The 13,029-nt window shown below is 54.0% G+C and carries 14 protein-coding genes; 12 read left to right on the plus strand and 2 right to left on the minus strand.

All coding sequences use genetic code 11. From position 1 onward, the window contains the following. Positions 1-65 precede the first annotated feature (65 nt). The 7 genes from PF1751_RS24540 (at position 66) to PF1751_RS24570 (ending at position 6,342) form a co-directional block, all read left to right on the plus strand. Positions 66-524 carry a GNAT family N-acetyltransferase gene (locus PF1751_RS24540; protein ID WP_021492977.1) on the plus strand — a complete coding sequence of 153 codons (459 nt, stop codon included), beginning with the start codon at positions 66-68 and terminating at the stop codon, positions 522-524. 305 nt (positions 525-829) lie between these two features. Continuing rightward, positions 830-1,486 (plus strand): DedA family protein, encoded by a 657-nt coding sequence (locus PF1751_RS24545; protein ID WP_010206817.1) that lies wholly within the window; start codon positions 830-832, stop codon positions 1,484-1,486. A gap of 6 nt (positions 1,487-1,492) precedes the next feature. Beyond that, positions 1,493-2,308 (plus strand): M90 family metallopeptidase, encoded by an 816-nt coding sequence (locus PF1751_RS24550; protein WP_021492978.1) that lies wholly within the window; start codon positions 1,493-1,495, stop codon positions 2,306-2,308. 109 nt (positions 2,309-2,417) lie between these two features. After that, complete coding sequence (gene ppa / locus PF1751_RS24555; protein ID WP_003219382.1) at positions 2,418-2,945, plus strand: inorganic diphosphatase; 528 nt, start codon at positions 2,418-2,420, stop codon at positions 2,943-2,945. Positions 2,946-3,159: 214 nt separating this feature from the next. Beyond that, a complete protein-coding gene (locus tag PF1751_RS24560; RefSeq protein WP_029529012.1) occupies positions 3,160-3,936 on the plus strand; it encodes a LexA family transcriptional regulator in 777 nt (258 codons plus the stop codon). A gap of 369 nt (positions 3,937-4,305) precedes the next feature. Next, on the plus strand, positions 4,306-5,520 hold the full coding sequence (locus PF1751_RS24565) for a tyrosine-type recombinase/integrase (protein WP_044287943.1): 1,215 nt from the start codon (positions 4,306-4,308) through the stop codon (positions 5,518-5,520). Between the two features lie 99 nt (positions 5,521-5,619). Then, positions 5,620-6,342 carry a hypothetical protein gene (locus PF1751_RS24570; protein ID WP_044287944.1) on the plus strand — a complete coding sequence of 241 codons (723 nt, stop codon included), beginning with the start codon at positions 5,620-5,622 and terminating at the stop codon, positions 6,340-6,342. An 82-nt stretch (positions 6,343-6,424) separates the two neighbouring features. Here PF1751_RS24570 and PF1751_RS24575 read toward each other — a convergent pair whose 3' ends face one another. Both PF1751_RS24575 and PF1751_RS24580 read right to left on the minus strand, forming a co-directional pair. After that, positions 6,425-7,441 (minus strand): YagK/YfjJ domain-containing protein, encoded by a 1,017-nt coding sequence (locus PF1751_RS24575; protein WP_177435053.1) that lies wholly within the window; start codon positions 7,439-7,441, stop codon positions 6,425-6,427. Positions 7,442-7,872: 431 nt separating this feature from the next. Beyond that, positions 7,873-8,103, minus strand: coding sequence for a helix-turn-helix transcriptional regulator (locus tag PF1751_RS24580; protein ID WP_131108502.1), 231 nt, complete (start codon positions 8,101-8,103; stop codon positions 7,873-7,875). 594 nt (positions 8,104-8,697) lie between these two features. Between PF1751_RS24580 and PF1751_RS28640 the strand changes: the two genes are divergently transcribed. The 5 genes from PF1751_RS28640 to PF1751_RS24595 all read left to right on the plus strand — a co-directional run bounded on the left by PF1751_RS28640 (position 8,698) and on the right by PF1751_RS24595 (position 13,014). Continuing rightward, positions 8,698-8,970, plus strand: coding sequence for a hypothetical protein (locus PF1751_RS28640; RefSeq protein ID WP_193387815.1), 273 nt, complete (start codon positions 8,698-8,700; stop codon positions 8,968-8,970). An 82-nt stretch (positions 8,971-9,052) separates the two neighbouring features. Next, complete coding sequence (locus PF1751_RS24585; protein ID WP_044287947.1) at positions 9,053-10,021, plus strand: DUF932 domain-containing protein; 969 nt, start codon at positions 9,053-9,055, stop codon at positions 10,019-10,021. Positions 10,022-10,150: 129 nt separating this feature from the next. Next, positions 10,151-10,648, plus strand: a complete 498-nt coding sequence (locus PF1751_RS24590; protein ID WP_044287948.1) for a JAB domain-containing protein — start codon at positions 10,151-10,153, stop codon at positions 10,646-10,648. Between the two features lie 79 nt (positions 10,649-10,727). Next, positions 10,728-10,904 carry a hypothetical protein gene (locus tag PF1751_RS29320; protein WP_167337373.1) on the plus strand — a complete coding sequence of 59 codons (177 nt, stop codon included), beginning with the start codon at positions 10,728-10,730 and terminating at the stop codon, positions 10,902-10,904. Positions 10,905-11,328: 424 nt separating this feature from the next. Next, positions 11,329-13,014, plus strand: coding sequence for a DNA cytosine methyltransferase (locus tag PF1751_RS24595; protein WP_080923231.1), 1,686 nt, complete (start codon positions 11,329-11,331; stop codon positions 13,012-13,014). Positions 13,015-13,029 lie beyond the last annotated feature (15 nt).

Consider the following 13,029-nt stretch of genomic DNA (forward strand, 5'->3'; position numbering starts at 1 on the left):
CATTAGGCAGCATCGAGTCACGGCCGCTTGTGTGGTCATACCCCATTTGGAAGTTGAGGCCTGGCATGCGGATTACTCAAGCGACCCCGGAACACCTGGACCTGCTGACCCCGTTGTTCGTCAAATACCGCGAGTTCTACGGGGCCTTGCCCTTCCCGGATTCATCGCGGGCCTTTCTGGAAAAACGCCTGCGCCGCAAGGAATCGGTGATTTACCTGGCCCTGGCGGATGATGACGACAAGAAACTGCTGGGCTTTTGCCAGCTGTACCCGAGCTTTTCGTCGCTATCACTCAAGCGCGTGTGGATCCTCAACGACATCTACGTGGCTGAAGACGCGCGCCGACAACTGGTGGCGGACAACCTGATGCGCACGGCGAAGAAAATGGCCAAGGAGACCCACGCGGTACGGTTGCGGGTCTCGACCAGCAGTGACAATGAAGTGGCGCAGAAGACCTATGAGTCGATCGGGTTTCGCGAGGACACCGAGTTCAAGAACTACACCTTGCCAATCAACGAAGACTGACCCCAATAGCCAAAACGCCACAAATCCCCTGTGGGAGCGGGCTTGCTCGCGAAAGCGGCGGGGCAGTCACCGGATTAGTCGACTGATACGCCGCATTCGCGAGCAAGCCCGCTCCCACATTTTGATCGATGTATGCCTGGAACACCCACGACATCCCCCGCTACAAAACCAACACGCTTTTCACGCCTCAATCCGTATAATGCGGACCTTTCAGGGTTGTAAGAATTGCGGCATACACTTGTAGCCTTATTACCCGAGCTTCCGCACAGGCCTGCTGAGCCGGGCCATCCACACAGGTGCCATCCATGGATTTCAACCCGCTCGACCTTATCCTGCATCTCGACGTCTACCTCGACCTGCTGGTAACCAATTACGGTCCGTGGATCTACGCCATTCTGTTTCTGGTCATTTTTTGCGAAACCGGCCTGGTGGTGATGCCATTCCTGCCGGGTGATTCGTTGCTGTTCATCGCAGGCGCCGTGGCGGCTGGCGGCGGCATGGACCCGGTGTTACTCGCCGGCCTGTTGATGCTGGCGGCAATCCTGGGCGACAGCACCAACTATGTGATCGGGCGAACAGCCGGAGAACGCCTGTTCAGCAACCCGAACTCGAAAATCTTCCGCCGCGACTACCTGCAGAAGACCCACGACTTCTACGACAAGCACGGCGGCAAGACCGTGACCCTGGCGCGCTTCCTGCCGATCCTGCGCACCTTCGCGCCGTTCGTGGCCGGTATCGCCAAAATGCCTTATCCGCGCTTCTTCGGCTTCAGCGTATTCGGCACCATCCTGTGGGTCGGCGGCCTGGTGACCTTGGGTTACTTCTTCGGCAACGTGCCGTTCATCAAGAAAAACCTGTCGCTGCTGGTGGTGTTCATCATTCTGCTGTCGCTGGTGCCGATGATCATTGGCGTGTTCCGCAGCCGTTTTGGCCGCGCGTCCTCCGAAGTCAAGTCGCAGTAAGCGCCGATGTGGTCGCTCAGCGCCTGGCGTCGCCAGCGCTTGCTGGCCAAGCACCCGATTGCCGATGACACCTGGCAGCGGGTGCGCCACCATTTGACCTTCCTCGACGGCATCAGCGCCGAGCAGGACCAATGGCTGCGCGAAGCCTGCGTGGTGTTCCTCGCCGAAAAGCACCTGACCGCCCTGCCCGGCGTCGAGCTGCACCAGGAACAACGCCTGCTGCTCGCCGCTCAGGCGCAATTGCCGTTGATGAACCTGGGCGACCTCGACTGGTACCAGGGCTTCCATGAAATCGTGCTGTACCCCGACGACTTCGTCAGCCCCCAGCGCCATCGCGACAGCAGTGGCATCGAACACGAATGGGACGGCGAACACAGCGGCGAAGCCTGGCAACAGGGCCCGGTGATCCTCGCCTGGCCCGGGGTGCTGGCCAGTGGCAACTGGGAAGGCTACAACCTGGTCATCCACGAACTGGCGCACAAACTCGACATGCTCAACGGCGACGCCAACGGCCTGCCGCCACTGCACAACGACATGCGCGTGCAGGAATGGGCCAGCGTGATGCAGAGCGCCTACGACGACCTCAATCGCCAACTGGACGCCAACCCGGACGCCGACACCGAGATCGACCCCTACGCCGCCGAAAACCCGGCTGAATTCTTCGCCGTCACCAGCGAATATTTTTTCAGCGCTCCGGATTTGCTGGTCAACCGTTATCCACAGGTGTACGCCCAACTCAGCCGCTTTTATCGCCAGGATCCCTTGGCCCGCCTGACCCAACTGCAAGCCAGCGACCCGCGTTATCAGCCACAGGACGAATGACCGTACGACGTCTGGCGCATGGCATCGGCGTCAGAATGTGCCTATAATCGCCGCCACTTTTAGGCCAATCCGGCCAAGTTTCTTGGCCAATTAACGGGGGCAACGCCCAATGAGCTACAGCAAGATTCCGGCTGGCAAAGACCTGCCGAACGACATCTACGTCGCCATCGAGATTCCGGCCAACCACGCGCCGATCAAATACGAAATCGACAAAGACAGCGACTGCCTGTTCGTTGACCGTTTCATGGCCACCCCGATGTTCTACCCGGCCAACTACGGTTTCATCCCTAACACCCTGGCTGACGACGGTGACCCCCTCGACGTGCTGGTCGTAACCCCTTACCCGGTTACCCCAGGTTCGGTTATCCGCGCGCGTCCAGTCGGCATCCTGAACATGACCGACGACGGCGGCGGCGATGCCAAAGTGATCGCGGTTCCACACGACAAGCTGTCCCAGCTGTACGTGGACGTGAAGGAATACACCGACCTGCCGCCCCTGTTGCTGGAGCAGATCAAACACTTCTTCGAGAACTACAAAGACCTCGAAAAAGGCAAATGGGTGAAGATCGACGGTTGGGGCAACGCAGATGCCGCCCGCGCCGAGATCCTGAAGTCGGTCGCTGCCTACAAAGGCTGATACCCGCTCCTCATTGCCCCGGCAACTGAAAAAGCCCCGATCATTCGGGGCTTTTTTTGTGGGAAAAATTAAACGACAAGTTCATTAACTTATATAAAAGGTTTAACCAGCACCTGAATCCGAAGTATCAGGCTACAACTAAGCAACGACCTACACACGCAACTCAACGCATGGTTTATTTGATCTGTAATTCCGGCCAGTAAACTCTGCGTTCATGAATACATCAGGTGATCGTTTAAAAGCGCTATTACGGGAAGTCCACCTTTCCGCCTCCGACTTCGCCAAGAACCGCGGCGTCACGCCCCAACACGTGAACAACTGGTTCAAGCGCGGCGTCCCCATGGGTCGACTCAACGAAATCGCAGAACTGCTGTGCATCTCCAGCCGTTGGCTGCGCACCGGCGAAGGCCCCAAACACCCACCGGCCAACTTCCTGCTGGAAGGCCCGAACACCCGAAAAGGACTGCCCACCACCCGCGAAGGAAGCGGCCAATACCTCACAGGCCCCGCCTGTCTCCCGGAAAAAATCGACGTGGAGATCGACCTCCACCCCTCATTTACCTCTATCGAACGCATCCGCGTCACCCTGCACACCCTCCAAGCCCTTAACGTGCACCCCGACCGTGCCCTGGGCGCCTACATGGTCGACAACAGCATGATCGACATCATCCAGCAAGGCGCCACCCTCGCTATCGACCGAGGCCGCACGCAAATCATCGACGGCGAAATTTATGCGGTAGAGCACGACGGGATGCTGCGCATCAAATACCTCTACAACCGACCTGGCGGTGGGTTGCGGATGCGCAGCCACAACGCCGGTGAACATCCGGACGAATACCTGACGTACGAGCAACGGTTTGAGCAGAACGTCCAGATTGTGGGGTGGGTGTTCTGGTGGTCCACCCTCAACAACCGCCGTCCACCGGTGCCGCTGGATGAGCACCTATTGGGCTGGGAAGGCTCTAAATCGGATCCGGAGGTGGGCAACTGAGGGGAATGTGGGTATCATGCGCCGCACATTTGGCAGGGGGTGGCTTAAGGCTATTCACCTTGCTGGCGATGCGGAGGAGTTCCCGCTGATGCCCCTACTATTCAGCCCGACGCAACGTGGGCTGAGCGATTTGAAGGCTGGTGAGGCTTGTCAAAAACAAGCTGAAGCAGTCCCCGAGAAGCCGGCCACAAGCCGGCTTTTTAATTGTCCAAAATAAACCTATCCCATCCGAGAAGCCACCTGATAGCTTAGCTATTCCGGGGTCTTCAGGCGCTTTCCTGTCCGATGGTGTTCAACACCATTTAACCTCATCCAACAACACAGTGGGGGGACAGGTGGGGGGACATAAGGGACGACAGGGAGAATCCAATGGGTAAGTTGAATCCGAAACAAGTCGAAAACCTGACCGAACCGGGCACCTATGAAGATGGTGATGGGCTTCGCTTGGTTGTCAAACCTACCGGGCGCAAATCCTGGCTACTTCGCTTCCAACTGGCAGGACGTCGCAGAGAGATGGGCTTGGGGTCATTCCCTGAAGTGAGCCTCAAGAAAGCTAGGCTTGAAGCCAGCGCTAAGCGCAGTCTATTAAGCGACGGTATAGATCCTCTAGCTGCTCGCGACATTGAACGCGCAGCCCAACTAGAAGCACAGCGAACAAGCGCGGCAAAACAGTTGAAGTTCGAAACACTCGCGAAGGACTATTGCGAGGCTCACGGAAGCACCTGGTCAGATAAGTGGCGCAAAGGCTGGCTGAGAAAGCTGGAGCTGTACGCGTTTGACCACATCGGCAAACTGTCAGCCGAGGAGATCGGCACGCCTCAGGTGCTCAAGGTGTTGCAACCCATCTGGGCTACCAAAACCAGAACCGCCGATGAGTTACGTGGGCAAATTGAACAGGTTCTGGATGCCGCCAAGGCCCGTAACCTGCGAGAAGGTGAGAACCCTGCTCGCTGGCGCGGACACTTAGACAATTTGTTGAGTCGCGCTGAAAAGAAGAAGGCTCGGAAGCGTGAGCACTTTGAGGCTTTGCGCTGGCAGGATGTGCCGGCACTGATGTTCAAGCTCAGGGCAAACTCCACACCTCCGTCTTGGGCCGCTCAACTGCTAATCATGACCAGCGCACGCGCTCACATGGTCAGGTTCGCTCGTTGGGATGAGTTTGACCTGGAAGCTGGAACTTGGTCGCTGCCGGATGAGCGAATGAAGATGCGAATAGCTTTCGTAATTCCACTCGCTGAAGAAGTCGTGACGCTGGTAAAGACCATTCCGCGAGATGAAGGAAGTACCTTTCTATTCCCTGGCCAGGGCAAGACAGGGGTCATGCATGCGAACGCTGTACGCACGCTACTGCATGGCATGGGATACGAGAGAATCACCCGACACGGCTTTCGGTCCTCATTTCGAGACTGGGCCGGGGAATGTACCCATTACCCGCGCGAGGTATGCGAGATGGCGTTGGCGCATGATGAGCGTGACCAGACTGAAGGGGCCTATTCCCGCTCGGACTTTCTCGACAAGCGCCGCGCCTTGATGAACGATTGGAGCAAATTTCTAACCACTCCCGTAACGGCCGCCAAACTCTGAGCTTGAGCCATGCCCGTTACCCACCCCAAAAATAGGGATATTAGAAACTGAGGTATCGGCCGACACGCAACGTCAACAACTACGATAAAGAACTACACAATGACAAAAACGACGTCACCACTCTTTTCAGCGCTTCAATTCGCAACACATCTGAATGAACGTATTGGCAATACCAGCATTGGTGAAGCCATCGCGAGAAACCACGGATTACTCTTGGAACATTTCTTCGAACCGCTGCTTGGCCGCGACGTACATATCAAACTGTTGAGTGATATCCGCGTGGTTACGAGCGATCTTGCACGACAAGCGGAGCTGGAGCAGGCGTGGGGTAGCGAAGTCAATGAGTATGACGACGAAACCAAGAGCATTCTCAAAGAGGCTCAATACGCCTGTTTGTACATTGAACTGGCTAGGGCCGCAGAAGCAAGCAACGAACATGTCCGCGCCTGGGCCTTCAACAACCACGCTAGCCTAATGGTCGGAGAAATTATAGAAAAATCAGCAGTCATCCAAAAACGCGCAGAATTTAAAAAACGCTCTCAACAAAACAGCAAAAACGGAAAAGCTCGAATTAAAAACTTCCTACCAGTCCAAGAAGAAGCAATAAGGCTGCTTGAGGAGTTGAAACCGAAGGGTGGCTGGCCTAGCTACCGTAGCGCAGCAACCGCACTAGAGGAGGATCTGGCCGAGTTCATTCTCAAAACCCGCCCACTTGGTTTGACCTCATCGAATATTCGAGAGCTTTTAGAGAAAACCTGGCTTCCTAAAGATAAACTCGTGAATCCTGCTTGGAAAAAGAATAAACATGCGGATGCACAATAAAGCTCAGATTTCCCGCAGCTGTGCTTTCGAGATCGACCATACGGCTCTCAGTGCCGCTGAGAGCCTTTGGCTGCGCTCCCCCCTATGCAGCGCGAGTGCTATCCGTAGGGACCGCCCTAGGCCTACCGCGCGGGTCTTTCTGACGAGGTCGTTCCATTTTTCCCATGCCGCGCCCAACCGCTTGAAGCTTCATGTAGAGATCAATCTTGGTCAGGTAGAGCACCGCCTTGCCTAGCCCATCCCGCATCAGGCTATCCCGGTGATCGACCATACCGATCCCACAGCTCTTGTAGCGCGATTTGTCCGCGTTACAGTTGTAATACACGCCTCGGCCTTTAGTAATCACATTGAGCCAGTACTGGCCTATTCGCTTGACCAGCGTTCCATCCTCCCGAACCTTGGAGCCATCAAAGAAAAACATCATATGATAATGGAAGCCTTTATCCGGCCCATGCTCCAGTTTCCATATGTAGCCCACCATATCGCCAAACAGCTTGTTCGACCTAGTGTTCTGGAACAGATGCTCTCGATCTTGCTTGGCCTCAGCCTGTGTCGTCTTGGAGAACTCTTTGCGGTAGCCCAGATCAACCCTCAGCACCAACAATCTGGAATAGCGCTCAAACAATGCATCTATGTACTCCGTCAGTTCTTTGTAATTTTTATTGCCTGAACGCTGGTAGTTTTTAAGCTTGGACTGGAACTGCTTAGATTTAGCCTCTTGGCGAATCCTATCAACACAACCGTTAAACAATGCGAGCAGCACCTGAGCATCACCGCATAGCGCTGCTCGTTTGTGCGACAAATACGTGTGATGCAAGCCCGCATCTGTAATCTGCCTGACGACCAATTCGATATACGGCTCAAACCTATACAACTCACCAAATCGGTCATCACTGAAAACATGCACTTTTACCAGCTTACGCAATATATCACCCGCAGCATTAAACTTCAGAGCGCTGCCACCGTCCCTGTCAACATACAACTCGAATGCGTCGCCCTCCGACTTGATGAGCTGCTGAGCCAAAAACGATGTTCGCTTCAGCTCACAGACCAAACCGATATCTAACTCGCCCTGTATGTCACCGCTCTCAAGCTTCATACGACACGTGCTCAAGAGCGCATTATAGCGCTCATGATTAGACACGCTTACATAGCCCTTCATACCCTTAAGCACTCAATAGATTACGTTGATTATTGATTGACTTGTCTTGGAACAAGTCAATCCATTCTTCTGTACTTTCTTCAGGCATGCCTCTCTATAAGATGGATAAGCATAAAGGACACCGATTATAATTGAACCCCATCATCACTAGAGCCATTACCAATGGCAAAGAGAGATACTACTAATTACTGCTGATAACATATAAGCCAGAAATATTTAGGCAAGCCGAGTCCGATCAAAGTACTGCCTGCAGCGCACCTCGCAACAAAAATATTAATTAAAACCCCATACAGAGTTAGTGTTCGAACTCAGCACAAAAATAGTCAGAAAATTTCAGTCTACTCACCGGTGAAGAGGCCTTTTAATGATTAGCATGCCTCCTTGGCAGACATGCGCTGCTCAATCCACGTGGTGATTTCGGAGTCGATCCAGCCAATGGCCGAGGCCCCCAGCTTGATCGGTTTGGGGAACGTAGGGTCGTACCTCGGCGACTGGACGTTCATGCGATCATAAATCGTTGACCGCCCAAGGCCGATACGCTCGGTCAATTGCTTAAGGCGCAATATCCTCGGGGAGAAAACCGTTTGGGTGTTTGTCACTTGGCTACTCGTTATGTGTTTGGGAGTGATGCGACTTTAAAGCGAGCGTGCCGCAACGATAAGACCGGCAACGACAAGTATTTTTTTCCTGAGGATTGGCATGCTCCTCAAATGTGGAAACACGCTACCCGCCTCACGACCCGTGGAAGTGGTCTCTGCCCCCCGTTCGACGTTGCCCCTATGCATCTACACCGTCAATTCGTCTGACGTGCCTGTGAGGCCTGGCGGTGGTTTCTGGGTTTTAGCTCCGCTGCCGATGCTTCTTTTTGTGAATACTGCTCTAGGGGACCGGACACATCATTGGCCATTCCAGTAGTTTTCCATCGACGCATCGGTTGGCAAAAACCCTTCGTAAATACCCAAAAATCCCCGCCTAAAAGGAGCTTTCTGAACCGTAGGAACTAACTCAGTAGCTGAGGAACTAACTCCGCATGGCCTTTGGCTGCCAACGCCGCTAGCCCCCGCCACCAAAACGATATTGAAACTAATTTCACAACTACATCACCACACTGAATATCCCTCATGGAATCCAACACCATGTTATTTCAGTGCCCTTGCTGTACCTCCAGAAAAATTGCTTATCTCCAACCAGCCATGAAGATTGCTGCCTTCGTGGGTACTGTCGTCGGTGCCACGCACGGTGCAAGCACAGCACTCATCGATAGCCAATTAGGCTCGACCGCAGGCGCTCTTATCAGTCCGCTGGGCATCAAACTTGGACGCCTCTCGGGTGCCTTGCTTGGCGGGTTTGTCGGGAGCGTGGGCGGCTGCGCGCTCGGCGCTCAGCTCGGCGAAAAGTTGGATCGCTATGCGCTGGCCAACAACCTCCGTCTGGTCTGCGGACATCGCTTCAACCTGCCTACTTAATCAGCACACTCTCCCTAATCAACCCGGCTCGTGCTGCGATCTGCGCAGCGCTTATGCCGACCGTTACTCAAAGGAATCACATATGGCTCATCTCATTGAACAAATGGCTTATGTTGGTGCTACGCCCTGGCATGGCTTGGGCTCTGCTCTGTCACCGAATCAACCCCTGGAAGTCTGGCAACGCGAAGCCGGCATGAACTGGCAGATTCAGGACAGCCCAGTTCATTTCAAAGCCGATGCCGCCCGTCACCTAGGCACCATTCACTCATTCCCGGAGCAAAAGGTGCTGTACCGATCCGACACTAAAGCACCTCTGTCGGTGGTCTCGCATCGCTATCAAGTGGTCCAGCCCCGTGAAGTTTTGGAGTTCTATCGAGAACTGACGGAAGTCACGGGCTACGCACTTGAAACCGCTGGAGTGCTCAAAGGTGGTCGTAAGTTCTGGGCTCTCGCCAGGACAGGCCAGGCGACAACCCTAAGGGACAAGGATCAAGTCAACGGTTATCTACTGCTGGCGACTTCGTGCGACGGCACATTGGCTACCACTGCGACCCCCACCACCGTTCGCGTGGTCTGCAACAACACCCTGAGCATCTCCTTGAACAGCGCCAGTCACGCCATAAAAGTGCCGCACAGCACGCGTTTTGACCCGCAAACCATCAAAAAGCAACTAGGTATTGCCGTCTCGCGATGGGACGAATTCATGTATCGGATGCATGCCCTCGCCGAACGCAAAGTTCAGACGAAAGAAGTCATCGGCTTTTTTATGGAAGTGCTATGCGACACCGGCGCGCATGACCCCATTCCAAATGTACTGCCCAACAAACGAGCTATGGAGAAGGTGCAAAGCCTCTACGAAGGTAAAGGCCGAGGATCTGAAATGGAGTCCGCTCGCGGAACAGCATGGGGCTTGCTGAATGCCGTGACTGAATATGTGGATCATGAAAAGCGTGCCAGGAGTTCTGAGTATCGAATGGATTCGGCATGGTTTGGGCAAGGCGCAGTAATCAAACAGAAGGCACTCGATGCAGCGTTACAACTCGTTGCGTGAACCATCAAACACAGCATCGCCGAGCGCCTTCTCCAATGGGGCGTTCGGAATCTTTTTATCCCAGCACCGCCCTCAATAACTGCGCGCCCACCCTCTTGTACTTTCACGCGTTCGGATAGGAATCCCAGCATGAAATATCCCAAGCTCAAATCCGGTGAAACGACCGACACCTATGCCCTGGAATCACCGCTCACCGAGGCGGACGTTTTACAAATGGCTCAACAACTCGCTATGTATCGCCTGACAAAAGGACGTGCATTGACTGAACGCAGACTCGTATTCAGCCACCTACAAACTCTGCTGCAGTTTCATGATTACGAAGTCTTTGCTTTGTTACTGCTCGATACAGAGCACCGGGTTATTGGTTTCAGAGAGCTATTTAGCGGCCCTCTGGAAGGCGCCGGCGTGTACCCACAGGAAGTGGTGAAAATCGTACTGGAACACAACGCTGCGGCTGTGATCTTGGTTCATAAACAACCCTCTGGCACCCAAGAGGTCAGTCAAGCCGATCGCGCACGCACAACTCCTCTTAAACAAGCTCTGAATATGGTTGGCACCCAGATTTTGGATCACGTTGTGGTGGCCCATGAAGGCTGCAAATCAATGGCAGAGCGAGGGAATCTGTAAGCGGCGCGTACGAGCCAATTTAGGAAGGTGGCGCCTAAAACTCTCACCGAGCCAAATCACTTAAAACAAGGAGACTCCCATGGCATTGATACGTTTCTTGATCACACTTTTCACCTTTATCGGCGTGCTGGCAAGCGCTTCAGCAGTAGTGTTGACTGTAATCCTGATATTACGATTCCCGCCGATCCTGATCGCCGTTGGCATAGCTTTATTGCTCTTTCAATGGCTTCTCCAGCGCCAATCCAGATTCGAATAAACGGCAGAAGCCGGACAGGAGGCAGACACGCCTCCTACCGGCACAAATTAATTTTCTTATCTGGCCGATCGAAAATCCGAGCTCTGTTTCTGCGCGACCTGCCGTTCTTCCTTGTTCGGCGCTCCTCGCAAACGTCAGGATTAATTCCCGCGCAGCACTTTCGCGGACGCAAGGGAGCGAGTGTTGCTATGCAGAGCCTATCTAAATCAAGGAGCTCCGTATCAGTCGACGAACGTGACTGTACGAATCGCCCCAAGGCCAATACTGTATATAATCACAGCACTCCGGGCCGGCGCCTTCCAAAACACCTGGATTCACCTGCCAACTCTTCAATACACTCACTCAGCTAGCTCCCGACTAAAGCAGCACAGGGTTGCGCTGAAGAAAGATTACTCGGGTTTCAAACCGGCTAAAGGAGCTCAATATGTGGGTACCACCAAGCGAAGCCCCAGGCTTAGCCGACGCAATATTTCTGGATGAATTCAAAGACATAAGTGAATTGGATAATCTCAAATTAATCCAGCCGTCAGGCGGCCTAAGCCATTGCGTTTGCTTGCAGGGCAATCCATTATCCACCACTATTGCCCCCTCGACGCCTACCGAGCTACCTCTAGTCAGCATGCCGAGTAAGCATCCAGCATCAATGGCGAAAAAAGACCACCATCGTGCTGCCTTTATTGGCGATAGCCAAGGGCTTCGCGAGACGCTCCCTACCCTGAAAACGACCGTATCCGGGCAGGAGCCCATGAAAAATTTCGAAACCCTCCCCTCACTACCTGCCCCCGGGCAACCTTTGATGTTCGCAGATCTCTTTGCGGGCTGTGGAGGCCTATCTCTAGGTCTATCGCTCGCAGGGCTAAACGGCGTTTTTGCCGTCGAACGCGACAAAATGGCATTTTCTACCCTTTCGGCAAACCTGCTCGAAGGGCGTAACGTGCCTGCACCTCAATTCGAATGGCCCGATTGGCTGGAAAGAAAAGCCTGGGGTATCGACGAAATTCTTGAACAGCACCCACTTAAACTTTCCGAGCTCAAGGGCAAAGTGCATGTGCTTGCAGGAGGCCCTCCCTGCCAAGGATTCAGCTTCTCAGGAAAGCGACTAGAGTCCGACCCACGAAACCAACTGTTTGAGAAGTACGTGGAAATGGTCAAGGCCATTCAGCCAGCGGCCATTGTCCTGGAAAACGTACCAGGCATGAAGGTCGCGCATAAAGCCAAAGCTTGGAAGGACCTTGGAATTCAAGTAAAGCCCCAGTCCTACTATGACAAGCTTGTCGCAAGCCTGGATAGCGTTGGATATCAGGTCCTCGGTCGAATATTGGACTCCTCACTTTTTGGAGTCCCCCAGAAGCGACCACGCCTAATCGTTATAGGAGTTCGCAAGGATCTTGCTCGTCATCTTCGTGGAGGCGCCAGCAGAGCTTTCGAGCTGCTAGAGGAAGCTAGGCTGAAACAACTGCAGGAGCTTGGCCTTCCAGAAATAGTCAGCGCTTCGGAGGCCATTTCGGATCTGGAGATAAAGCACACGGGTATCAGGCCATGCACTGATCCTTCTTCTCGTACCGGCTTCCAAGAGCTCGCGTACAAGGGGCCTCGGACACCGTATCAAGCCCTCATGCATCAGGGGAGTGACGGCTCCATGGACAGCGTACGCTTAGCAAAACACAAGCCTGAGGTCAGTGAACGGTTCTTGAAGATCATTCAGGACCCCGAGTGCATCAAGGGTAGCTTGATGAGCTTGGCCCAACGGGAGAAATATGGTCTCAAGAAGCACCGCATTTGCCTAATGCGAGCGGAAAATCCTGCTCCCACAATAACGACGTTGCCTGACGATGTGCTCCATTACAGCGAGCCCAGAATACTGACCGTCCGAGAGTCTGCGCGTCTGCAGTCGTTTCCCGACTGGTTCCAGTTCCGAGGTAAATTCACCACCGGCGGGAGCCAACGTACTAAGGAATGCCCGCGCTACACGCAGGTAGGCAACGCTGTTCCTCCTTACCTTGCAAGAGCCATTGGCCTGGCGATCGAGTCCGTACTAAAAGAAGCCATCGCCGCAAAAAGTCAAAAAACAATCAGTGAACCAGAACAAGAAATTTTAGCCATCGCTTAAAAACATAGGAGTCGA

The sequence above is a fragment of the Pseudomonas simiae genome (assembly GCF_000934565.1).
Classification (GTDB): Bacteria; Pseudomonadota; Gammaproteobacteria; order Pseudomonadales; family Pseudomonadaceae; genus Aquipseudomonas; species Aquipseudomonas simiae.